This window comes from Agrobacterium larrymoorei (genome assembly GCF_030819275.1).
GTDB classification, from domain to species: Bacteria; Pseudomonadota; Alphaproteobacteria; order Rhizobiales; family Rhizobiaceae; genus Agrobacterium; species Agrobacterium larrymoorei_B.
The window spans coordinates 705967-729163 of record NZ_JAUTBL010000002.1 but is presented as its reverse complement, the minus strand read 5'-3'; the positions used below and the strand labels follow the sequence as shown (position 1 = coordinate 729163).

The following is a 23197-nucleotide window of genomic DNA, read 5'->3' as shown; positions in this document are numbered from 1 at the left end:
TGACTAGATGCTGCGCTTTCTCTCCCGCAACAGTGATACGCCGGAACTTCGCAACGCAAACTATCTGCTGAGACTGCCGCGTTATTCCGACTACCGCCAGTGGCACAAGCTGCGATCGGAAAGCCGCGGCTTTCTTCAGCCATGGGAGCCGACCTGGCGAAGCGACGAACTGACCGAAAGTTCGTTTCGCGTACGCGTCACCCGCAACAACCAGGAATTTTCCTCCGGCACGGCCGTCTCACTTCTGCTCTTTCTTGCGGACGGAACGCTGATCGGTGGCATCACCATCGGCTACATCCGCAGGGGTGCTGCACAAAGCTGCATGATCGGATATTGGATGGGTGAAGCCCATGCGCGTCACGGCCATATGTCTGCCGCATTAAAACTGGTAATACCCTACATCTTCAATGGACTTCAGTTGCACCGTATTGAGGCAGCCTGTATTCCAGACAACTTCAAAAGCATCCGGCTGCTCGAAAATGCCGGCTTTCAGCGGGAAGGCCTCTTGCGCGAATATTTGAAAATAAACGGCGAGTGGCGGGACCACGTCATGTTTTCGCTGATTGCCGATAAACACGGTTCCGGCAGGACTCAGTGAGATTGATGACATATATGAGCCTTGTGTCGCGCCTGTTGAAACACCTACCGGCGAAAACATGTGCGACAGCGCTGCTGTTCTTCTGCGCCGTTTTCTCCAGCCAGGCGTTCGCCTTCGAGCCGGTCAAGATTTCCCGCGACGACAATGCGCTCGATCTGACCGCCACCACCGATATCTACGCCAACCAGGGCGAGGCCTTTCAGGTTTCGACCGCTCCGGGGCCGGACGGTATTCGCCGGCGCATCGAAGTGCGCGCAAGCTCTCCCGCCCACCAAGGCGACTGGGCGGTCTTTGCGCTTGCCAACGTCTCGGAAGAGCAGCTTGAGCGCGTCATCGTCGCGCCGCACTTCCGTCTGGTCAATTCCAAGCTCTTCTGGCCGGATCTCGGCTCGCAGCGGATCATCGCCATCACCCCGAGCGAAGGCTTTGCGTTGGACCGCCAGCCAAGCCCCGACGCCGACGTCTTCCGCATTACGCTGAACCCGGGCGCGGTCATTACTTTCGTGGCAGAGCTTTCCACCCCACAGCTGCCGCAGCTCTATCTCTGGGAGCCGGAGGCCTACAAGGACACGATCAACGCCTTCACGCTCTATCGCGGCATCGTGCTGGGGATCGCCGGTCTTCTCGCCGTTCTTCTGACCATTCTTTTCGTCGTCAAGGGCACGTCGGTTCTGCCGGCTTCGGCGGCACTCGCCTGGGCGGTGCTTGCCTATATCTGCGTCGATTTCGGCTTCCTCGAAAAGCTCATCACCGTAACATCAAGCGACGAGCGAATGTGGAGGGCGGGCGCCGAAGTGGCGCTCGCCTCCAGCTTCGTGGTCTTCCTGTTCACCTATCTGAATTTGAACAGATGGCACGCGCATCTGGGTTACGCGACATTCGCCTGGATCATCGGACTGGGCGCGCTTTTCGGCGTGGCGATCTACGATCCATCGATTGCATCGGGGATCGCGCGCGTTTCCTTCGCGCTGACCGCGACCGTCGGTATCGTGCTGATCATCTATCTCGGCTTCAACCGCTACGACCGCGCCATTCTGCTCGTGCCGTCCTGGGCGCTGATCCTTGTTTGGCTCTTCGGCGGCTGGCTGACGGTGACGGGCCAGTTGGACAATGACATCGTACAGCCGGCGCTTGGCGGTGGCCTCGTTCTCATCGTGCTTCTGATCGGCTTTACCGTCATTCAGCATGCTTTTGCCGGAAGTGCTTACCAGCAAGGCCTCTTCTCCGATCTCGAGCGCCAGTCGCTGGCGCTGACCGGCAGCGGCGATACGGTGTGGGATTGGGACGTGACGCGTGACCGCATCGTCACGACACCTGACGTATCGATCAAGCTCGGACTGCATCCCGGCACGATGCATGGCGCTGCGCGCAACTGGCTGCCTCGCCTGCACCCGGACGACCGCGACCGGTTCAAGGCGACGCTCGACGTGTTGCTGGATCATCGCAAAGGGCGGCTGAACCATGAGTTCCGCATTCGCGCCGAAGACGGACACTTCCATTGGCTGCAAATCCGCGCGCGTCCTGTTCTCGGTTCGAACGGCGAAATTATCCGTTGCGTCGGCACCATTACCGACATCACAGAGCAAAAGAATTCCGTCGAGCGCCTGTTGCAGGACGCGCTGAACGACAATCTGACCGGCCTTCCGAACCGTCAGGTCTTCCTCGACCGTCTGCAATCTATGTTAAACCTGGCGCCAGATGGCGATACGGTTCGCCCCACGGTGATGGCCATCGATATCGATCGCTACAAGCTGGTGAATGACACGCTTGGGATTGCCGCTGGCGACAACATTCTGATCGCACTGACGCGCCGTCTGCGCCGTCTTCTAAAGCCTCAGGATACGCTAGCGCGTCTTGGCGGCGACGAGTTCGGCCTGATCCTCGTCTCGGAACGCGACCCACAGCGCGTGGCCGACTTTGCCGATGCAGTGAACAAGGCGATCATGGTGCCGATCAATTTCGCCAATCGCGAGATCATCCTGACGGCTTCGATCGGTCTGGTGTCCTGGATCGACCAACAGGAAAACGCCCCTGGTCTGTTGAGCGACGCGGAACTTGCCATGTACCGTGCAAAACGCGCGGGCGGCAACCGCGTCGAGCCCTTCCGTCCCGCCTTCCGTACGTCCGGTACCGACCGTCTGCAAATGGAAAGCGACCTACGCCGCGCGCTTGAACGCAAGGAGCTCACGCTTGCCTATCAGCCGATTGTTAAACTGGACAATGGCGATCTAGCTGGCTTTGAAGCCTTGATGCGCTGGGAACACCCTAAGCGCGGCAATATCCCGCCAAGTGAATTCATTCCGATTGCGGAGGCTTCCGGCCTTATCGAACCACTTGGCATGTTCGCGCTGGAGCGCGCGGCAAATGATTTGATGGATTGGCAACATGCGATCGACAAGCTGCCGATCTTCATCTCGGTTAATATTTCCAGTGCGCAACTGCTGAACAACGAACTCTATAACGACGTTCGTAGCATGCTGCAGCGGACACGCTGCAATCCGCAGCAACTTAAGCTGGAGCTGACGGAATCGATCGTCATGGAGAATCCTGAGCAGGCGCGGCTCGTTCTGGCGAAGCTCAAGGAGACCGGCCTCAGTCTCGCGCTCGACGATTTCGGCACCGGCTATTCGTCACTTGCCTATCTGACGCGCTTCCCCTTCGACACGATCAAGCTCGACAAGGCACTGATTGCCAACACCAGTGACAAGCGAAACGTGCTGCTTCGCTCGATCATTGCCATGGCGCGTGCGCTTGAAATGCAGGTGGTGGCGGAAGGCATCGAAACGCCTGAGGATGCGGCGGAGCTCGCCCGCATGAATTGTCATTACGGGCAGAGCTTCCTGTTTGGGACGCCGGATACGCCGGACGCAGCACTTCGGTTGCTACGCGAGCGCTTTCAGGTTTTCAAACGCGCCTGACTGCTGCTCGGCTTGCGGCTGAGAGGCCTGATAGTCTGTGACTGGTCCTTGTCCGCCGAAGTCGGAATTCGCCGGGATTTTTCCATGTAGCAAGTCATGGACGAATTGTAGCTTCTCGACGACAGCCGGCACCAGAACGAAGGGGTAGAGATCTGCCTCACCCATACTACGCTGCATGGAGTTCAGCGCAACGCTGAGCGGCACCCATGCATTGACCAGTCGCTGCGCGCTTCTTGCACGATAGGGATCGAACGCCACTTCCGTTGCCATTTCCTCATGACCTTCCGGCTCGATGGCAATGCCAAAAGCATGGGCCGTTTCAAGCGTGTCGACGATGTGGAGATAGTGGGCAAAGCACTCGGCGAAGTCCTCCCAAGGATGAACCGAGGCGTAGGAGCTGATGTAGATCTCCTGCCAGCCGGGCTTCGGTCCTTCTTCGTAATTGCGTTTCAGCGCCTCGCCATAATCCTCGCGCTCGTCGCCGAATGCGGCGCGGAAAGCCTCAAGGCGGCCAGCGTCGCGGACCAGCTTGTTCCAGATGAAGTGACCGACCTCGTGGCGGAAATGACCAAGCATGGTCCGGTAGGGCTCGTTCATATTGGCGCGGACCTGCTCACGCGTCACATCATCCGCTTCAGCCGCGCGAATGGCGATGAGGCCCTCATCATGGCCCGTCATGGCAGGGATCACGGATCCGTCGGGAGCGATCTCATCCACCAGGAAGTCGAACACCAAGCCGCCCCGCGGATCGGCATCGCGGTTCGGATGGGGCAGATTCAAGCGCAGCATGGAGTAGAAGAGATGCCGCTGGGCCTGGCTAAGACGCCGCCATTGTTCAATGCCTTCCTGGGTGGAGGCATCCGGCACAAGACGGTTATGGTTGCAGGCGGGGCAGAACGGCGTTTCGCTGTCAGATGGCACTGCCCAGTTGCAGATGTCGTTGACTTCATTGGCGCAGAAGCGAACCTGATGATCAGGCCTCGATACCAGCGTCCATAGGGGGTCGCCTGCTGGATCCAACGCTTCCATTGAAAGCGTCTCCGGTACGAAGGCAAGACGATGACCGCATCGAACACAGGAGCGGTTATCGAAGTGAACGGGCTGTCCGCAGGCAGCGCACGAGAAAAGTTGCATCACTATCTCCGGGTATCACGACTGATTGGCGAAATTGACTGCACAAGCGAAGAGCGCATGTGCCGAGTTTCAACACATGCGCTCTGCGACCTTTGAAGGTCATTCAGGTCGCGACCGTCTCATTTCGAAGACGTCGCGGTCCTGTTACATTCTGTCGACGGTGTCTTTAACGGCATCCTTGGCCTTGCCAGCAGCGACCTGGACCTTGCCCTTGGTTTCCTGTACAGCACCTTCAGCGCGCACACGGTCGTTGCCAGTGGCAGAACCGACGCTCTGCTTTACCTTGCCAGCAACTTCATTTGCCTTACCAGCGATCTTGTCGGATGTGCTACCCATGATCATTCTCCCTAGTTTATGCCAGGCTCGGTGCTGGCTACCGGGGAGAAAACGTCATGAATATAATTTTGTTCCTCTGGATCTTACGCTTTCGTAGCGAAGATCAGGCATGCCCTGCCTCGGCCGAAAGCATGCGCGGATCAACGCCCATCAAAGCAAGGGCGCGCTCATACTTGTCATCCAGAGACCGGTCGAAGATCAATTCTTCCGAGGCGGGGCAATTCAGCCAACCATTATTGGCGATTTCGTTTTCGAGTTGCCCTGGCGCCCAACCGGCATAGCCGAGCAGCATGGTTGCGCGCTGTGGCATCCGACCATTGGAAATGGCCCGCACGATGTCAAGTGTGGCGGTCAGCGAGATGTCGTCGCTGACAGGAATGCTGGACTCGCTGGAGTAATCATCCGAGTGCAGCACAAAGCCCCTACCCGTCTCCACCGGCCCGCCAAACTGAATGGGAAACTCGCGCGTGCGGTTGGGCAGCATGATGGCATCGTTGCTGTCCATGATCTTGAGGTGCAGCAGAACGTCGGTGAAAGTGATCTGCTGCCCGCGATTGATGATGAATCCCATGGCCCCGGCCTGCGAATGCGCGCAGATGTAAATGACGGAGCGCTCGAAGGCGCTGTTGGCGAGCCCCGGCATGGCGATCAGAAACTGACCATCCAGAAAGCCTCGTTCCTTCTTGTCCATGAGGGTCGAAAAAGCCAAGAGCGCCTCCCCATCAGCGCCCCATAGCGACGCCGGTCTGGTTTCACCTTTTGATAAGGATGCGGCATCCGGCCCCATCAATCAACCGAAAATGATGAATGAGACGAAATCGTAACTGGTCGCTTCGCGCCGCTTGCGGTAGACGAAGACTATGACCCTTTCGTTCTTCTCCTCCCTTCGCACTTTTCTCATCGCTTCTATTGCGCTCTTATCCACGCTTGCCGTTGGAGACACTGCCAAGGCCGATACGACCGAATGGGCAACGAGCGAAGGTGGGCGCATGCGCATCGTCAGCTTGGCCCCCGATAGCAGCGGGAAAATCGAGGCGGTGCTTCAGATCGATCTCAAGCCCGGCTGGATCACTTACTGGCGTGAACCGGGCGAAGCTGGCATTCCTCCGCAGTTGAAGCCAGACGCGGCAAGCGGTGTGACGCTGTCCTCCATGTCGTTTCCCGTGCCGAAGCTGATAAAGAACGATGACATCACGGATATCGGCTACGACCAGCCTGTGAACTTCCCGATCACACTGCAATCTGGTGCTGGGCACGAAGCCGACGCGGCCAAGCTGACGGCCTTTATCGGTGTCTGCCTCAACATCTGCATTCCTTTCGAAGCCAGCTTCGACATCGACAGGAAGGCAGAAGCCACGGAAGAAGAGGTCGCTTTCATCCAGTCGAGCAAGGCAAATCTTCCAGAGGCACCATCGGATGATTTCAAGGTAGTCAACTTCCACATCACCCCGGACAAGACCCTGCTCGGTGTGGAGTTGTATTTGCCCGAGGGAGCGCCGAAGGAGGCCGATATCTACGTCGCCGGCCCATCGGGATATGCCTATTTCGAGCCGCAAAACCTTGTGCGCGACAAGCGCAAGCTTTCCTTCTACATGAACATCAAGGGTCTGCCGAAGAGCTACAATCCAAAGGGGCAGAGCTGGCACATTCTGGTCAAATCCGGAGCGCGCGCCATGGAAGCGCCGCTGAATTTCCCCGCTCAGTAAGGGATCTCAGCTATCCGAGAAAACGGCTTCACAGTTTTCTCGATCATGCTCTATAGTCGCGCCGTCATTGCCACAGGAGCGATATTATGACCATCAAGATCGGCGACAAGCTGCCTTCCGCCACATTCAAGGAAAAGACCCCGGACGGCCCTGTCGAAACCACGACCGACGAGCTTTTCAGCGGCAAGAAGGTTGTCGTCTTTGCCGTTCCCGGCGCATTCACGCCAACCTGCTCTTTGAACCATCTGCCCGGCTATCTGGAAAATCGTGACGCCATCCTTGCACGCGGCGTGGACGATATCGCCGTCGTCGCCGTCAATGACTGGCACGTCATGGGTGCATGGGCGCAGTCCAGCGGCGGCCAGGGCAAGATCCACTTCCTGGCAGACTGGGACGCATCCTTTACCAAGGCGCTTGGCCTTGATGCAGACCTTTCCGCTGGCGGTCTCGGCGTGCGCTCCAAGCGCTATTCCATGCTAGTGGAAGATGGCGTGGTCAAGTCCTTGAACATCGAAGACAATCCCGGCCAGGCTACTGTTTCCTCCGCCGCCACGATGATCGAACAGCTCTGATCTTTCGATAAACAGCTCATCGAAAACTGGCCCGGCATTCAGCCGGGCCTTTTACGTTTCAGGCTATCCTGCGCCCTGACGAAACCTCACGAGGCCCGCCATTCTTCCGCCTCAATTGTTACACCATAACGGTAACGGTATAACATTTTTGTGAGCGCGCCATGCTGCGTTTGTCCTTCCTGCCTCCCCTGCTGCGCCAATCCGCAGCTCACCGTATTTTGCTGGTTCTCCTGCTCCTCCTGCCTCTATGGGCAGCGATCTATTGGGCGGTCATTCTTCCATGACAGAGCCATCCATCCTTCGCATCGAAAACCTGACTGTTGCCTATGAGCGACATCCGGCGGTGCATCATGTGTCTGGTGCGTTTCATGCCGGGAGCCTGACGGCCATTGCCGGACCCAATGGCGCGGGCAAATCCACGTTGCTCAAATCCATCATCGGAGAGTTGCGGCCATCGGAAGGCCAGATCATCCACTCCTTGAGGCGAACAGACTTCGGCTATCTTCCACAAGCGGCAGATATCAACCGGCGCTTTCCGATCTCTGTGCTCGATACCGTGCTGCTCGGGGCCTGGAAGATCGCGGGCGCATTTGGACGTCTCACGAATGAGCAGTTGAACGCAGGTGGTCGCGCATTGTCGGCCGTCGGTCTTGAGGGTTTCGAGAAGCGGCCTATTGGCTCGCTGTCAGCCGGGCAGTTCCAGCGTGTGCTTTTTGCGCGGCTTCTAGTGCAGGATGCCAAGGTTATTCTGCTCGATGAGCCTTTTACAGCCATCGATGCCAGAACAACGCGCGACCTGCTCGACATCGTTGCCCGTTGGCATGGCGAGGGACGCACCGTGATCGCCGTGCTGCACGATTTCGATCAGGTGCGAGCGCATTTCCCCCAGACATTGTTGATCGCCCGCGAGCTCGTCGGCTGGGGCGCAACAGCCGATGTGATGTCGCCTGCCAACCTCCTGCGCGCCCGCGCCATGGCGGAGCGCTGGGATGAGAATAGCGACATTTGCGAGCCAGCGGCATGACGGCCTATGACCTTTTCATTGCGCCGTTTCACGATTACGGCTTCATGCGGCGTGCGCTGGTCGCCTGCCTTTGCCTCTCTCTCGGCGCAAGCCCCATCGGCGTGCTGCTTGCCCTGCGGCGGATGAGCCTGATGGGCGATGCGCTGAGCCACGCCATCTTGCCGGGCGCGGCGATCGGCTATCTGGTGGCCGGCTCGCTGTCCTTGACGGCCATGGGGCTCGGTGGCCTCGTGGCGGGGCTCTCCGTGGCACTTCTTTCCGGTATTGTCAGCCGCGTAACGCCGCTTCAGGAAGATGCGAGTTTTGCGAGTTTCTATCTGGCGTCGCTCGCGCTTGGCGTTCTGATCGTCTCGCTGCACGGCTCGAATGTCGATCTGCTGCATGTGCTGTTCGGCACGATCCTAGCTATCGACGCACCGGCGCTTTATCAGATCGGCGCCATTACTTCGCTGACACTGGTGGTGATGGCCTTCATCTATCGCCCACTCGTGACCGAGTGTTTCGATCCGGGCTTCCTGCGCGCCGTTGGCGGCCGCGGGCCGATCTATCACGTGGCATTCCTGCTGCTGGTCGTCATCAATCTGGTCGCAAGTTTCCAGGCGCTTGGAACGCTGATGGCCGTTGGCCTGATGATGCTGCCAGCGGCCATCGCCCAGCTTTGGGCACGCAGCCTGCCCGCCATGCTGGCGATTGCCAGCGGCAGTGCTGCGGCCTCCGGCTATCTCGGCCTCGTCGCCTCCTATCACTTAGAGACGGCATCTGGCCCCACCATCATCATCGCGGCCACCTGTCTCTACGGGCTCTCGATTCTGATTGCGCCCGCAGGCCTTGGTTCCCGCCTTTTCACCCGCCCTCATCTGAAGGGCTAATTTTAGGAGAATGCCAATGTCACCACGCCTTTTTCTTCTCTCGACCGCGCTTCCCATCACCATGGCCTTTGCCAATGCCGCCTCGGCTGGAGAGGTGAAAGCCGTCGCCTCCTTTACCGTGCTTGCCGATGTGGTGAAGCAGGTGGGCGGAAAGCACGTAACCGTCACCAGCCTGGTGAAGCCGGATGGCGATCCCCATGAGTTCGAACCCTCACCTGCGGATGCAAAAAGCCTGAAAGCGGCAGACGTCGTCTTCGTGAGCGGGCTTGGTTTGGAAGGATGGATGGACCGGCTGATCTCCGCGTCGGGCTACAAGGGAACACCTGTCGATGTATCCCAAGGCATCAAGACGCGCGAAATGGACGAGGACGGCAAGACCGTCACCGATCCGCATGTCTGGAACAGCCCGGTCAACGTCAAGGTGTGGGTGAAGAATATCGAGACGACGCTGGCCGCTGCCGATCCGGAGGACAAGGACGACTTCAAGGCGAATGCCGCCGCCTACATCCAGAAGCTTGACGACATGGATCGTTACGCGCACCAGAAGTTCGATCCCATCCCGCAGGATCGCCGCAAGATTCTCACAAGCCACGATGCCTTTGGTTACTTCGGTCGCGAATATAACGTCACCTTCCTGTCGCCGCTCGGTGTCTCAACGGAAACGGAAGCCTCAGCCGGCGACGTGGCAAAGCTGATCGAGCAGATCAAGGCCGAGCACGTGAAAACCTATTTCTTTGAAAATTCCAATGACCCGAGACTGGTGAAGCAGGTGGCAAAGGCGACGGGTGCTGCGCCCGGCGGCGAACTTTATGTCGAGTCGCTATCCAAGGCGAAGGGCCCTGCCCCGACCTATGAGAAGATGTTCCGCTACAACGTCGACAAGATCTCGGACGCCATCAACAAGTCCAGTTGATTTGAAACTGATTGGCCCTCGTCACCCCAAGCCGGGTGACGAGGGCCAATCATCATAGATGTCGGACATGAAGCTGCCTGTCGTCAAACAGCCATGTCGAAAACGAGGATGCCGGCCAGGCCGCCATCTGTCAGGCCAGCCAGACGTTCGCCAACCTCGACGTGTTCCGGATGGACGAGATAGTCGTCGCGCGCCTCGGTGCTCTCGAAGGTGACGATGAAGCCATCCAGAAATCCACCATTCAAGCCTTCCGACGATACGTTCTGACCGCACTTGATGTCGGAAATGCCAGGAATGACATCTTTCAGCGCTGTGATCGCTTCATAGATCGCCTGCTTTTCGGCGGTGGTGGTTGCGGATTTAAACCGCAGGAATACGCAGTGAAGTATTGTCAAGTGCCTCTCCTCTTCGACTGGGCAGCTCGGTCCGAGACTACACCATCGCTTCATGACCGCCGTTTGAACGGTTCCATGCCTTTTCGCGCCAATTCATCGGCGCGCTCGTTTTCCGGATGTCCGGCATGACCCTTGACCCAGTGCAGCGTGACCTTGTGTCGCTCGCGCGCCGTTTCCAGCGCCTGCCAGAGTTCGACATTCTTGACAGGTTTATTGTCGGCGGTCTTCCAGCCCTTTTTCTTCCAGCCAAAAATCCACTTGGTGATGCCGTCCTTGACGTAGGCGCTATCGGTATAGAGATCGACCTCGCAAGGAGCCTTCAGTGCGTTCAGCGCTTCAATGGCCGCCATCAGTTCCATGCGGTTGTTGGTGGTCTCGGCCTCGCCACCGTTCAGTTCCTTCTCGACCTCGCCATAGCGAAGAACGGCGCCCCACCCGCCTGGTCCGGGATTACCGGAACAGGCGCCATCGGTGAAAATGTCGACGTGCTTCATTCTTCCACCAAACCATATTCGGCCACGTTGCCGATGGAGCGGTGGAAGCGCAGCTTGCGCAGATATTCGAGCGGATCCTTCTTGACCACCAGAGCGCCCGCCGGCGTCGTCAGCCAGTCATAGAGGCGGGTCAGGAAGAAGCGCAGCGCGGATCCACGCGCCAGGATCGGCATGGCATCCAGTTCGGTTTCACTCATCGGACGAACCGATTGATAGCCTTCAAGCAGCGCTTTGCCCTTGGTGACGTTATAAGAGCCATCCTTCTCGAAGCACCAGGCATTGAGGCAGATCGAGACGTCATAAGCGAGAAGATCGTTACAGGCGAAATAGAAGTCGATCAGGCCGGAAAGCTCATCACCCAGGAAGAAGACATTGTCCTGAAAGAGATCGGCATGGATAACGCCCGACGGCAAATCCTTCGGCCAATGGGCTGCGAGGAAGGCGATTTCGGGATCGATCTCTTCCTTCAACCCGCTTTCGACTTCGTCGGCGCGCGCCTCAGACTTGTCCCACAGTACTTTCCAGCCTTCCAGCGAAAGAGCGTTTGGCCGTTTGATCTCGAAGCCTTCGCCCGCCAGATGCATCGCCGCCAGTGCCTTGCCGACTTCGCGGCAATGCTTCGCCTCCGGCTTCCTCAGCCACATGCCTTCGAGGAAGGAAATCAGCGCAGCGGGACGGCCAGATAACTCGCCAAGTAGCTCGCCGTCTTTTCTCGGCAAAGGCAGCGGGCAGGAAAGGCCTCTATCGGCCAGATGCTGCATCAGCCCGAGGAAAAACGGCAGGTCCGATTTTTCCACCCGCTTCTCGTAGAGGGTCAGGATGAGCGGATCTTTTGTCGTGTGCAGCAGGAAATTGGAGTTTTCGACACCTTCGGCAATGCCCTTATAGGAGGTCAATTCGCCGACGTCGTATTGGCCGAGAAACTGTCTCAGCTCATCTTCGGTGATGTCCGTGTAAACTGCCAATGGAATTCTCTTGTAAGAGGATGGATAAGAATCAGCCGTTCAGCACGGCCTTTGGCGGAAGCGCATCGATCGCGCTGCCATTGACGAATGCCATGTCTTGCGTGGTGAGTTCAATATTGCGCAACTCGCGATTCACCAGAAAATGCTCGGTCTCTTCCACCGTCACGGCCAGGTCGAGCGTCGTGTCGAAGCGTTCTTTAAAAGACTGGATGATCTCGTCGACAATGACTTCCGGCGCGGAGGCGCCTGCCGACAGGCCGACCGTGCGAACGTCGCCGATGTCGCTCCAGTCGATCTCACCGGCACGCTGGACCAGCACGGAACGCTTGGCGCCGGCGCGCAAGGCTACTTCAACCAGACGCTTGGAATTGGACGAGTTCGGCGCACCGACGACGATGAAGAGGTCACAGCCGGGCGCCGCCTGCTTCACCGCATCCTGCCGGTTGGTCGTGGCATAGCAGATGCTATCGGCCGCTGGTGCCTGCATGGCCGGGAACCGCTCCTGCAGCTTGGCGATGACGCCCGCCGTATCATCGACGGAGAGCGTCGTCTGCGTCACAAAGCCGAGGTTTTCGGCATCGAGCGGCTGATAAAGCGCTGCATCTTCCACCGTCTCGATCAGTGACACTGTGCCTTCGGGCAATTGCCCCATGGTGCCAATGACTTCGGGATGGCCGGCATGGCCGATGAGGATGACGTGACGACCGAGCCGCTGGTGGCGCATGGCCTGCTTGTGCACCTTGGAGACGAGCGGGCATGTGGCATCGAGATAGAAGAGGTTACGCGCCTGCGCGTCTTCCGGCACGGATTTCGGCACGCCATGGGCGGAGAAAACGACCGGCTGCTGGCGATGCTCGGCAGGAATCTCGTTCAGTTCCTCGACGAAGATCGCGCCTTTCGCCTCAAGCCCCTCGACCACGTAACGGTTGTGGACGATCTCGTGGCGCACATAGACGGGTGCGCCATAGGCTTTCAGCGCCAGCACCACGATCTGGATCGCGCGATCGACACCGGCGCAGAAACCGCGCGGGCCACACAGCCTGATGGTAAGAGGCGGCTTGGAAACGGCCATGTTCATTCCTGCTCCTTTTGCCTCCCGCATTTCAGAGATACCGGCGGGCATTCGCCCATCAACGTCCCACCTGAACGGTCTTGGACGCATGCGAGACTGCCTTACTTCTTCGGACCCTTCATGTCCCGCACATAGGCAAAACCGGCCACGAAGACAAGGGCGGCGGCAAGACCGTACCATGTAATCGCATATTGCAGGTGATTATTGGGCAGGTCGATCAGCGTTACGCCACCCTTCGGCCAGCCACCTGGATTGGGCGCCGCATTGGCATCGACGAAAAACGGCACGAGCGTGTCTGTCGGAACGCCTGCGCTTTTCGCCATGGCGCGGATGTCTTTCCAATAGAAGATATTCTTACCCACGTCATTGTCCGGCAGCATGATCGACGGCTTGGATGCAAGCTGCGCCCGCGCCAAGCCTTCAATGGTAACACGACCGGTAACCTGACCTTGCTCACGCTTGGCGGGCTCTTTCATTTCGTAAGGCACAAAGCCACGGTTGACGAAGATCTCTCGGCCATCATCCAGCTTTAGCGGCGTATAGACATAGTAACCCGTCTGGCCTTGGTGGGTAGCGAAGAAGTGCCGTTCCTTGGCGTGATCGAAAACACCGGAAAGGCGAACGGTGCGATACTCGATATCCCCGCCGGAGGCAGCGATCGTCTCAATCTCACCGAGTTCGACGGGCGCCGAGTGAACGCGAAGCTCAATCTCACTTAGCAAGGCTTCCTTCCAGTAAAGCCGCTTCATCTGCCACGTTCCGAGCGACAGAAGAATTACCAGCAAGAGAAGCACCAGCGGACCGGCAAACCATAAGCGCCGGTGGGATGGCTTGAGAGCGCCAGAATCAGCCATGATCGATTTTGCCTTCACTGGCATTGTTACGATATTGCAGCGCCACCATGATGCCCTTCAGCTTACGTAGCAAAACGAGCGAGACGATCACGGTCAAAGGAAGCCAGATCAACGCATGAAGCCAGACGGGGGGAGCGAATACGGAATCGAACCAGAGCGCGAGACCCATAATCAGGAAACCGACGATCAGCATGACGAAGACTGCCGGACCATCGCCAGCATCCGCAAAAGCGTAATCCAGCCCGCAGGCACTGCAATGTGGCTTCAATTTCAAAAACCCATCGAAAAGCTTTCCTCGGCCACAGCGCGGGCAGCAGCCTTGCAAACCGACTTTGATGGGATCGACGGGAGGGAATTCGCCTGTAGTCTCTCTCATGGCTCCTCCGGCCTCTTCAGATCAACAAGCGCGGCCACACGCCGCGCTTATACCGCCGCTAGATGAGGCGACACTTGCCCTCGCCATCCGGCGCAGGGCGGTAACGCACCGCCCTTTGCAAGCCTGGTCAGTGGCCAGTCTCCGCTAGAGGCGCGCCCCAACCGCCCCAGATGTAAATGGCGAAGAAGAGGAAAAGCCAGACGACGTCAACGAAGTGCCAGTACCAGGCCGCTGCTTCGAAGCCGAAATGATGCTTCGGCGTGAAACCGCCAGCGATAGCGCGGAACAGGCAGACCAAGAGAAAGATGGTTCCAACGAAGACGTGGAAACCATGGAAGCCCGTAGCCATGAAGAATGTCGCGCCGTAGATGGAATTCTTGAAATCGAACGGTGCGTGGACATACTCGTAGAACTGCACGGCAGAGAAAAGCACGCCAAGCGCAACCGTCAAAGCCAGGCCGGTAATCATGCCCTTGCGGTCATTGTGCAGCAGCGCGTGATGTGCCCAGGTGACGCAGGTGCCAGACAGCAGCAGGATAACCGTGTTGTAGAGCGGCAGATGCCAAGGGTCGATCACCTCGATACCCTTTGGCGGCCATTGACCGCCCGTATAGGCAAGACGCGACGCTTGAATGGCCTCATGAGGATAGAGGCTCGCATCAAAGTAAGCCCAGAACCATGCCACGAAGAACATGACTTCCGACGCGATGAACATGATCATGCCATAGCGCAAATGCAGTGCTACGACCGGTGTGTGGTTCCCCTCATCACCTTCCTTGATCGTATCCGCCCACCACGCGTACATGGTGTAAAGAACGATGACGAGGCCGATATAGAACAGCCAAGGATTGGCAAGCTCAAGCCCGAACAGCTTGAAGGAGCCACCATTCAGATAGCGCATGTAGCAGATGCCGCCAAAGGTCAGCACGAACGCGCCGATCGATGCCAGAAGCGGCCATGGGCTCGGGCTTATGATATGGTAGTCGTGGTTTTTCTGGTGCGTATCTGCCATGTGATCAATCCCCGAAGGCTCTTCCCTATCTCGCTGAACCCGCCTCGCTGAGTAGATATCAGGCAACCGGTTCATTCCATGGCGCGATCTTGCGACCACGCCTCCCTCTCACAGTCTCGTTTCGTCACGTTCAGTCTTTGCCGGTAAGGACGCAACCGGTTTTTCCGCTTTTGACGGATAAAACGTATAGGACAAGGTCAATGTATGAATGTTCTTCGTTTCCCGGGCCTTGACGATGTCTGGATCAATAAAGAACACGACCGGCATCTCCAGCGTCTCTCCTGGCTGAAGCGTCGTCTCAGTGAAGCAGAAACACTGTACCTTGTTGAAATAGGCACCAGCCTCCATCGGCGTCACGTTGAAGACCGCCGTGCCTGTGGTTGCTACCGGCGAACGGTTGGTCGCCTTGAAGGTCACCTGAATCGTCTCGCCGATCCTCGGTTCGACCATCTTGTTTACCGGACGAAAGTCCCAGTTCAGCCCGTTGGAGGTATTCGAATCGAAGGTCACCTTCATCGTTTTGTCGAGAACGACATCGGAATATTGCTCGACGCGCTGGGTGGTGCCGTTATAGCCGGTGACCTGGCAGAACAGGCGATAGAGAGGCACAGAGGCATAGGCCATGCCGACCATGCCGCAAACGAAGACGAGGCAAAGCACAAGGATCGAGCCGTTGCTCGTCTTTCTATTTCCCGTCGTCTTTTGATCTGCTCCCATGTCTCCCTCCTCCCGAATATCGTGCGATCAATGACCGCCGATCTTGATGATGGTGATGATGTAGAACAGCACCACCAGAGCCGCGAGTGTTAGGCCGAGTGCGACGTTGCGCCCGCGCCTCGACCTCTTCTGCGCTTCGTTGAGCTTGACGGTCTCGATCACGCCGCACCTCCAAACATCGTTACAAAGGACGGCACGAGGTGATCGGCCAAAAGCGCGGAGAAAATCGCAAACAGGTAGAACACCGAGTAGGCGAACATCTTCTTTGCCGGCATCATCTTTTCATCGCCATCCGGCATGCGCCGAACGGAGATGGAACAGTAGACGAAGATGACGCTCAGTACCGCAGCGAAAATACCATATCCCAATCCAGCGAGACCGGAAAAATAGGGGGCCACGGCGACCGCCATGGTCAGTACGGCATAGACGATCATCTGATTCTTGGTCGAGCGTTCACCGGCGACGTTCGGCATCATCGGAATGCCGACAGAGCCGTAGTCGCGCATCTTGAAGAGCGCCAAGGCCCAGAAATGCGCGGGCGTCCAGAGAAAGATGATCAGAAACAGGATCGTGCTGTCGAGGGAGACATTGCCGGTCACACAGGCCCAGCCGATCATGGGCGGAAAGGCACCTGACGCACCGCCGATAACGATGTTTTGCGGCGTCGATCGCTTGAGCCACATCGTATAGACGACAGCATAAAAGAAGATGGTAAAGGCGAGAAGACCGGCCGCAAACCAGTTGACCGCGAGACCCAGAATGGCAACCGAAAACACCGAAAGCGTCAGTCCGAAGGCCAGCGCCTCACCCGGTGCGACCCGGCCGGATGGGATGGGACGCTTGGCCGTGCGGGACATGACCGCATCGATATCGGCATCGTACCACATGTTCAGAGCGCCGGAGGCCCCTGCCCCGACGGCAATGCAGAGGATCGCGATCAGGCCCAGGATCGGATTGATCTCTCCGGGCGCCAGAATGAGCCCGGTAAAGGCCGTGAACACCACCAGCGACATGACACGGGGCTTCAAGAGCTCAAAATAATCACGCGCGCCAGCTTCCGAAAGCGAAGCGGAGTCGATTGCCAGCGTGTCGCGATTGTCAATAACGGTCATTATTTCCTGCTTTCCCGAAAGACGCCCCATCGCAATGCGGCGCCCTATCTCATTTCGTCCGGCGTAAAACTGACATCTATCATGTTACGCCGGACAAAACGCTCGGACAAAATGCCTCAGCGAATGCGCGGAAGCTGCTCCCACTGGTGGTAAGGCGGCGGAGACGACAGCTGCCATTCCAGCGTGGTGGCACCCGGACCCCAAGGATTGTCGCCAGCGATGCGCTTCTTGGCGAAGGCTTCCCAGACGCCGAAGAGGAAGATCAGGACAGCAACCGCCGAGATATAGGAACCGTAGGACGATACCATGTTCCAGCCCGCATAGGCATCCGGATAATCGATGTAACGGCGCGGCATGCCGGCCAGACCGAGGAAGTGCTGCGGGAAGAAGATCAGGTTGACGCCGACAAACATGACCCAGAAGTGCAGGTTGCCGATCTTCTGATTGTACATGTAGCCGGTGATCTTCGGGAACCAGTAGTACCAGCCGGCAAAGATCGCAAAGACGGCGCCGAGCGACAGAACGTAGTGGAAGTGGGCCACAACGTAGTAGGTGTCGTGAAGCGAACGGTCGAGGCCAGCATTGGCGAGCTGAACGCCCGTAACACCACCCACCGTGAAGAGGAAGATGAAGCCGATCGCCCAGATCATCGGCGTCGTGAAGGTCAGCGAACCGCCCCACATCGTCGCGATCCAGGAGAAGATCTTGATGCCGGTCGGCACCGCAATCACCATGGTTGCGAAAACGAAGTAGCGCTGCGCTTCGAGCGACAGACCCACAGTGTACATGTGGTGTGCCCACACGATGAAGCCGACGGCACCGATCGCGACCATGGCATAGGCCATGCCGAGGTAACCGAAGATCGGCTTCAGCGAGAAGGTCGATACGATGTGGCTGATGATGCCAAAGCCAGGCAGGATCAGAATATACACTTCCGGGTGACCGAAGAACCAGAACAGGTGCTGGTAGAGGATCGGGTCTCCGCCGCCTTCAGGAGAGAAGAAGGTGGTGCCGAAGTTACGATCCGTCAGAAGCATGGTGATGCCGCCTGCCAGAACCGGAAGCGACAGAAGCAGAAGGAAGGCAGTGACGAGCACGGACCAGGCAAAGAGCGGCATCTTGTGAAGCGTCATGCCCGGCGCGCGCATATTTAGGATCGTGGTGATGAAGTTGATCGCACCGAGGATCGAGGATGCACCGGCCACGTGGAGCGCGAAGATCGCCAGATCGACCGCTGGCCCCGGCATACCGCTCGTTGACAGCGGTGGATACATCGTCCAGCCGCCACCCACACCATAGGCACCTGCCGGACCTTCGACGAAGAGCGAAAGAAGAAGCAGGATGAAGGCAGGCACGAGCAGCCAGAAGGAGATGTTGTTGAGGCGTGGAAAGGCCATGTCCGGCGCGCCGATCATGATCGGTACCATCCAGTTGGCGAAACCGCCGATCATGGCCGGCATGACCATGAAGAAGATCATGATCAGCGCATGCGCGGTGGTGAATACATTGTACATGTGCTTGCCGCCATCGATGGCAGCGTCGCCTTCGAAGCCATAGACCATGGTTGCCAGACCGTGGAAGATCTGGATGCCAGGCTCTTGCAGTTCCATACGCATGACGACCGAGAGGCCGCCGCCGATGATGCCCGCAATGATCGCGAAGATCAGATAGAGCGTGCCGATATCCTTGTGGTTGGTCGAGAAGAACCAGCGCTGCGCGAAACTCGGCGTATGATCGTGATGTGCGTGATCGTCGCCATGGGTCTCATGGGCGGCACGAGCATGAGAGTGATGGTCGTCGTGTGCGGAATGTCCAGCCATTGTCCTCACCCCTTGCCTTAGTTGGTTTCATTTGAAGCGACGCGAAGGGCGCTTGCGCCATCCACAGAAGCCATCAGCGCCCGGTTGGCACCGCTCAAGTCAGAAGCAGCGGCGGCAGCCCAGGTTTTATATTGCTCTTCGGAAACCACCCGTATGGCAATTGGCATGAAGGCGTGATCCTTGCCGCAAAGCTCGGAACACTGACCGTAGTAAAGTCCTTCTTTCTCAGTCTTGAACCAAGTTTCATTCAGACGGCCTGGAACGGCATCGATCTTGACGCCAAAGGCCGGCATCGCGAATGCATGGATCACGTCCGTCGGCGCGGCGGTGACGAGAAGACGAACGGTCTTGTTCACCGGAACGACCATTTCATTGTCCACGGCGAGAAGGCGCGGATAGATCGCGCGGTTTTCCTTGCCGGCAGCAGCGCGGTCGGCGTCCTTCAGCAGGTAGCTGTCGAACGCGAGAGGCTCGGAGCCTTCCGCTGCCTGGTATTCATAATTCCACTGCCACTGCGTGGCGGTTGCCTTCAATGTCAGGTCCGGATTTTCCGGCTGCGTCAACTGCGCATTGAGCAGGTTGAAGGACGGGAATGCCAGGAAAAGAAGAATGAGGACGGGAGCCAGCGTCCAGATGATTTCGATCGCCGTATTATGGCTGGTCTTGGACGGTACCGGATTCTTGGATGCCTTGAACTTCGCGACAACAAGAATGAGCAGGACGAGAACGAAAAGCGTGACGGGAACAATGAACCACAGCGTATATTGTTCAAACCACCGAATTTCGTGCATGATTGGCGTTGCGGCCTCCTGCAATCCCATCTGCCACTCTTTCGGCTGGTCAGCGCGGGCGCCGACAGCCGAGAGCAGACAGATCATGCCCGCTAACGCTGCGTTAATCCTAGTAATCACGGTACCTCTCCCTCACGCACCTGGTCATGATCAATCCCAGGCACAGAATCCATGCTTATAGCTTAGACTCAAATCATAGTTTGTCCACTGCCGCAATATCGCCCAGCTTTCGGAGAGAGGCATTTTTCTTCCCCAAATTCTTCCCGCTCACCCTTCGCTGTAACGATCTCCAAACATGACAAATGGTGCTCGCCATTGCTGAAGCTGCAACGGATTTAAGCTGTGGCAGGTCCTATTTTGGCCGTACTCACTTGGAAATGAGGAAGCCAGCTCTTTCATTTCCCGTATCGGAAGTCAAAATAGCGCACTGATTCGAATTCCAGAGGTATCCATGCGTCTGCCCCCGATTGCGCGCGCCGCTCTTGTCGCCGCCGGTTTCTCTCTTCTCGCGTCCGGCGCGAGCGTCGCCCAGCAACCGCCTGGTACGCCGAAGTCCACACACGGCTCATGGTCGGTCATCTGCGACAAGCCCGCTGGCGCGTCCGAAGAGCAATGCGCATTGATGCAGAACGTCATTGCCGACGATCGCCCGGAAGTTGGCCTTTCCGTCGTGGTGCTGAAGACCGCTGACCGCAAATCCCGCATCCTTCGCATCCTCGCACCGCTCGGCGTGCTGCTGAAGGATGGAATGGAACTTTATATCGACAACAACAATATCGGCCGCGCCTATTTCACCCGCTGCTTCTCCGAGGGCTGCTATGTGGAAGTCGATATCGATGACGAGTTGATGAAGGTTTTGCGCGCGGGAAAGCATGCGGTGTTCGCATTGCGTGAATCGGTCGATCAGGATCGTGTCGGTATTCCGATCGAACTCAGTGGCTTTGCTGAAGGCTATGACGCTCTTCCCTGAGCTATGTGGGCCGGCAGCGCGCCGCGATGCTACCGATTGACAATTCCTCAACAGACCTGTGAGGCGGCTTGCGCCGCCACATTCCAGCACCTAAATCTCACATGAACAGATGATGGATGCTGACGCCTGGAGTACGCGATGACCCAAGACCTTCTGACGCTTTTCGATTGCGATGAGGGGACGTTGCGGAGCCGCGTGGCAGACGCGCTTGCCGGTGCCGATGACGGCGAACTCTTCGTCGAACACGCCCAGGCGGAATCGCTGACCTTCGACAATGGTCGCCTGAAGGGTGGCAGCTTCAATACCGATCAGGGCTTCGGCCTTCGTGCGGTCGCTGGCGAAACCGTTGGCTACGCCCATGCGGGTGAACTTTCGACTGCGGCATTGCAACGCGCGGCCGATGCTGTCGGCGCAGTCACCAAGGGCTACTCCGGCTCTTACGCGGCGGCACCTCAGCGGACCAACAAGAAGCTCTATGGTGACGAGAACCCCATCGGCTCACCCTCCTTCGAGGAAAAGGTGAAGCTTCTGACCGAAATCGACAGCTATCTGCGGGACAAGGATCCGAAAGTTCGTCAGGTGACTGCGTCGATCGCTGCGAGTTGGCAGATCGTCGATATTCTTCGCGCCGATGGCCACCGCGTCAGCGATATCCGTCCGATGACGCGCATCAATATTTCCGTCGTAGCCGGTGAAGGCGATCGCCAGGAGACCGGCTCTTACGGCATTGGTGGACGCGTCGGCTTCGGCGATTTCATCAAAACCGAGAGCTGGCAGCGAGGTGCCGACGAAGCATTGCGTCAGGCGCTGGTCAATCTCACAGCGATCGATGCGCCTGCTGGTACGATGGATGTCGTGCTCGGCTCCGGCTGGCCTGGCGTCATGCTGCATGAAGCCGTCGGACATGGTCTCGAGGGCGATTTCAATCGCAAGAAAACATCTGCCTTTGCGGGACTGCTTGGTGAAATGGTGGCCGCACCCGGCGTCACGGTGGTGGATGATGGCACCATCGACAACCGCCGCGGCTCGCTGACGGTGGACGACGAGGGCACGCCGTCCGGCTACAATGTACTGATCGAAAACGGCAAGCTGGTCGGCTATATGCAGGACCGGCAGAATGCCCGGCTGATGGGTATGACGGCAACGGGCAACGGACGCCGTCAGGGCTATTCCCACGTTCCCATGCCGCGCATGACCAACACCTATATGCTCGGCGGCGACAAGACGCCGGAAGAGATCATCGCGTCGGTCAAGAAGGGAATCTACGCCGTTTCCTTCGGCGGCGGTCAGGTGGACATCACTTCGGGCAAATTCGTCTTTGGCTGCACGGAAGCCTATCTCATCGAGAACGGCAAGATCGGCGCACCCGTCAAGGGTGCCATGCTGATTGGCAACGGACCGGACGCGATGAAGCGTGTGACCATGATCGGCAACGACATGAAGCTCGACACGGGCATTGGCAATTGCGGCAAGGCAGGCCAGTGGGTACCAGTCGGCGTCGGCCAGCCGCATCTGCGCATGGACCAGATCACGGTCGGCGGCACCAGGGCTTGAGGTGGGCGGATGGCAACGCTCGTCGAGATCGTTGCCTACGATCCTGACTGGCCGTGTCTCTATCTCGATACTCAAGACCGTCTGGTCCTGTTGTTGAGCGGCATGATCGAAAACATCGAGCATGTCGGCAGTACATCCGTCGCCAATCTTCCCGCCAAGCCTTATATCGATATCGATGTCGTCCTGAAGCATTCCAGCTGCATGGACGATGCCAGGTCACGCATGGAAGCCGCTGGCTTTGAGCCACGCGGATCGCGCCATGGTGACGGCGTGTTTGCTTTCATGGTTCGGGATCCGTTGCCGGGTCTTCGCGTTTATCTTTGCCCGCCGGGCAGCAAGACCCACCAGAATAGAATGCGTTTCCGTGACATCCTTCGCCAGAACCCCTCTCTTGCCAATGACTATGCGACGCTTAAGATGGTGCTCGCCAAGACATACAAGCATGACGGCGATGCCTATACGCAGGCCAAGTCCGACTTCATTCATAAGACGCTGAACACCGAAATCCCGCCCTCATCCGCACGATAAACACCCCTTCCCCATTGATCAGGAAAAGATGACCTTCGTTTCCAATGCACTCGTTCCCGAACTTGCCGTCAGCGACTGGCACAAGAGCCGCACATTCTATTGTGACCTGATCGGCTTTCATGTCGTCTATGAGCGCCCGGAAGAAGGTTTCACCTATCTGGCGCTCGGCGACGCGCAATTGATGATCGACCAGATCGGTGCTGGACGTACCTTCGAGCAGGAGAATGCGCCGATCAGCTATCCCTTCGGCCGCGGCATGAACCTGCAACTGGCCGTTCCCTCCCTCCAGCTCATCCTTGACAGGTTGGAGCTTGCACGCGTTCCGCTCTTTCTCCCGCTCGAAGAGAAATGGTATCGCAAAGGAGAGACTGAGGTAGGCAACCGGCAGTTCGTCGTTGCCGACCCGGATGGCTATCTCATTCGCCCTTTCGAGAGCCTCGGCGAACGCGTCTTTCGGTTCGAGTAAG

General features: G+C 58.0%; 26 protein-coding genes. 11 read left to right on the top strand and 15 right to left on the bottom strand.

Annotation, left to right across the window (positions count from 1 at the left end; all coding sequences use genetic code 11):
* Positions 1–7: 7 nt before the first annotated feature.
* The gene (locus QE408_RS12040) at positions 8–598 is read left to right on the top strand and encodes a GNAT family N-acetyltransferase (RefSeq protein WP_306931470.1); all 591 of its coding nucleotides are present in this window, start codon (positions 8–10) and stop codon (positions 596–598) included.
* A gap of 5 nt (positions 599–603) precedes the next feature.
* Positions 604–3516, top strand: coding sequence for an EAL domain-containing protein (locus tag QE408_RS12035; RefSeq protein WP_373465544.1), 2913 nt, complete (start codon positions 604–606; stop codon positions 3514–3516).
* Here QE408_RS12035 and QE408_RS12030 read toward each other — a convergent pair.
* The 3 genes from QE408_RS12030 to QE408_RS12020 all read right to left on the bottom strand — a co-directional run bounded on the left by QE408_RS12030 (position 3481) and on the right by QE408_RS12020 (position 5695).
* A complete protein-coding gene (locus QE408_RS12030; protein WP_306931468.1) occupies positions 3481–4650 on the bottom strand; it encodes a zinc-binding metallopeptidase family protein in 1170 nt (389 codons plus the stop codon). The genes QE408_RS12035 and QE408_RS12030 overlap by 36 nt on opposite strands.
* 144 nt (positions 4651–4794) lie before the next feature.
* The gene (locus QE408_RS12025) at positions 4795–4986 is read right to left on the bottom strand and encodes a CsbD family protein (RefSeq protein WP_306931466.1); all 192 of its coding nucleotides are present in this window, start codon (positions 4984–4986) and stop codon (positions 4795–4797) included.
* A 103-nt stretch (positions 4987–5089) separates the two neighbouring features.
* Positions 5090–5695, bottom strand: coding sequence for a YqgE/AlgH family protein (locus QE408_RS12020; RefSeq protein WP_306931464.1), 606 nt, complete (start codon positions 5693–5695; stop codon positions 5090–5092).
* Between the two features lie 151 nt (positions 5696–5846).
* Here QE408_RS12020 and QE408_RS12015 point away from each other — a divergent pair, with 151 nt between their 5' ends.
* The 5 genes from QE408_RS12015 to QE408_RS11995 all read left to right on the top strand — a co-directional run bounded on the left by QE408_RS12015 (position 5847) and on the right by QE408_RS11995 (position 10070).
* Positions 5847–6692, top strand: coding sequence for a protein-disulfide reductase DsbD domain-containing protein (locus QE408_RS12015; RefSeq protein ID WP_306931461.1), 846 nt, complete (start codon positions 5847–5849; stop codon positions 6690–6692).
* An 86-nt stretch (positions 6693–6778) separates the two neighbouring features.
* The gene (locus QE408_RS12010) at positions 6779–7264 is read left to right on the top strand and encodes a peroxiredoxin (RefSeq protein WP_306931460.1); all 486 of its coding nucleotides are present in this window, start codon (positions 6779–6781) and stop codon (positions 7262–7264) included.
* Positions 7265–7544: 280 nt separating this feature from the next.
* On the top strand, positions 7545–8288 hold the full coding sequence (locus QE408_RS12005; RefSeq protein ID WP_306931458.1) for a metal ABC transporter ATP-binding protein: 744 nt from the start codon (positions 7545–7547) through the stop codon (positions 8286–8288).
* Positions 8285–9157 (top strand): metal ABC transporter permease, encoded by an 873-nt coding sequence (locus QE408_RS12000; protein WP_306931456.1) that lies wholly within the window; start codon positions 8285–8287, stop codon positions 9155–9157. Before QE408_RS12005 ends, QE408_RS12000 begins: the two co-directional genes overlap by 4 nt.
* 16 nt (positions 9158–9173) lie before the next feature.
* Positions 9174–10070 (top strand): metal ABC transporter substrate-binding protein, encoded by an 897-nt coding sequence (locus tag QE408_RS11995; protein WP_306931454.1) that lies wholly within the window; start codon positions 9174–9176, stop codon positions 10068–10070.
* 83 nt (positions 10071–10153) lie between these two features.
* Here QE408_RS11995 and QE408_RS11990 read toward each other — a convergent pair whose 3' ends face one another.
* The 12 genes from QE408_RS11990 to coxB all read right to left on the bottom strand — a co-directional run bounded on the left by QE408_RS11990 (position 10154) and on the right by coxB (position 19765).
* Positions 10154–10459 carry a Dabb family protein gene (locus QE408_RS11990; protein WP_306934778.1) on the bottom strand — a complete coding sequence of 102 codons (306 nt, stop codon included), beginning with the start codon at positions 10457–10459 and terminating at the stop codon, positions 10154–10156.
* Between the two features lie 56 nt (positions 10460–10515).
* Positions 10516–10959 carry a ribonuclease HI gene (gene rnhA, locus QE408_RS11985; protein ID WP_306931452.1) on the bottom strand — a complete coding sequence of 148 codons (444 nt, stop codon included), beginning with the start codon at positions 10957–10959 and terminating at the stop codon, positions 10516–10518.
* A complete protein-coding gene (locus tag QE408_RS11980) occupies positions 10956–11924 on the bottom strand; it encodes a homoserine kinase (protein WP_306931450.1) in 969 nt (322 codons plus the stop codon). The genes rnhA and QE408_RS11980 overlap by 4 nt, the downstream gene beginning before the upstream one ends.
* A gap of 31 nt (positions 11925–11955) precedes the next feature.
* Positions 11956–13002, bottom strand: coding sequence for a 4-hydroxy-3-methylbut-2-enyl diphosphate reductase (ispH, locus tag QE408_RS11975; RefSeq protein ID WP_306931448.1), 1047 nt, complete (start codon positions 13000–13002; stop codon positions 11956–11958).
* Between the two features lie 95 nt (positions 13003–13097).
* Positions 13098–13874: an SURF1 family protein gene (locus tag QE408_RS11970; protein WP_306931446.1), complete on the bottom strand. Its 777-nt coding sequence runs from the start codon at positions 13872–13874 to the stop codon at positions 13098–13100.
* Positions 13843–14226, bottom strand: coding sequence for a DUF983 domain-containing protein (locus QE408_RS11965; protein WP_306931445.1), 384 nt, complete (start codon positions 14224–14226; stop codon positions 13843–13845). Before QE408_RS11965 ends, QE408_RS11970 begins: the two co-directional genes overlap by 32 nt.
* A 127-nt stretch (positions 14227–14353) precedes the next feature.
* Positions 14354–15238 carry a cytochrome c oxidase subunit 3 gene (locus tag QE408_RS11960; RefSeq protein ID WP_306931442.1) on the bottom strand — a complete coding sequence of 295 codons (885 nt, stop codon included), beginning with the start codon at positions 15236–15238 and terminating at the stop codon, positions 14354–14356.
* 108 nt (positions 15239–15346) lie between these two features.
* Positions 15347–15955 (bottom strand): cytochrome c oxidase assembly protein, encoded by a 609-nt coding sequence (locus QE408_RS11955; RefSeq protein ID WP_306931441.1) that lies wholly within the window; start codon positions 15953–15955, stop codon positions 15347–15349.
* 27 nt (positions 15956–15982) lie between these two features.
* Entirely contained in the window at positions 15983–16117 is a 135-nt protein-coding gene (locus tag QE408_RS11950; RefSeq protein ID WP_306934962.1) for a hypothetical protein, read from the bottom strand.
* Complete coding sequence (locus tag QE408_RS11945; protein WP_306931438.1) at positions 16114–17067, bottom strand: heme o synthase; 954 nt, start codon at positions 17065–17067, stop codon at positions 16114–16116. The genes QE408_RS11950 and QE408_RS11945 overlap by 4 nt, the downstream gene beginning before the upstream one ends.
* Positions 17068–17183: 116 nt before the next feature.
* Positions 17184–18887 carry a cytochrome c oxidase subunit I gene (gene ctaD / locus QE408_RS11940; protein ID WP_306931437.1) on the bottom strand — a complete coding sequence of 568 codons (1704 nt, stop codon included), beginning with the start codon at positions 18885–18887 and terminating at the stop codon, positions 17184–17186.
* Between the two features lie 17 nt (positions 18888–18904).
* Positions 18905–19765 (bottom strand): cytochrome c oxidase subunit II, encoded by an 861-nt coding sequence (gene coxB / locus QE408_RS11935; protein ID WP_306934777.1) that lies wholly within the window; start codon positions 19763–19765, stop codon positions 18905–18907.
* A gap of 364 nt (positions 19766–20129) precedes the next feature.
* Between coxB and QE408_RS11930 the strand changes: the two genes are divergently transcribed.
* The 4 genes from QE408_RS11930 (at position 20130) to QE408_RS11915 (ending at position 23196) form a co-directional block, all read left to right on the top strand.
* Positions 20130–20648: an invasion associated locus B family protein gene (locus QE408_RS11930; RefSeq protein ID WP_062425894.1), complete on the top strand. Its 519-nt coding sequence runs from the start codon at positions 20130–20132 to the stop codon at positions 20646–20648.
* Positions 20649–20786: 138 nt separating this feature from the next.
* Positions 20787–22202 carry a metalloprotease TldD gene (tldD, locus tag QE408_RS11925; protein ID WP_306931435.1) on the top strand — a complete coding sequence of 472 codons (1416 nt, stop codon included), beginning with the start codon at positions 20787–20789 and terminating at the stop codon, positions 22200–22202.
* Between the two features lie 9 nt (positions 22203–22211).
* Positions 22212–22730 carry a GrpB family protein gene (locus tag QE408_RS11920; protein ID WP_306931433.1) on the top strand — a complete coding sequence of 173 codons (519 nt, stop codon included), beginning with the start codon at positions 22212–22214 and terminating at the stop codon, positions 22728–22730.
* A 28-nt stretch (positions 22731–22758) separates the two neighbouring features.
* Entirely contained in the window at positions 22759–23196 is a 438-nt protein-coding gene (locus QE408_RS11915) for a bleomycin resistance protein (protein ID WP_306931431.1), read from the top strand.
* The last annotated feature ends 1 nt before the right edge of the window (position 23197 follow it).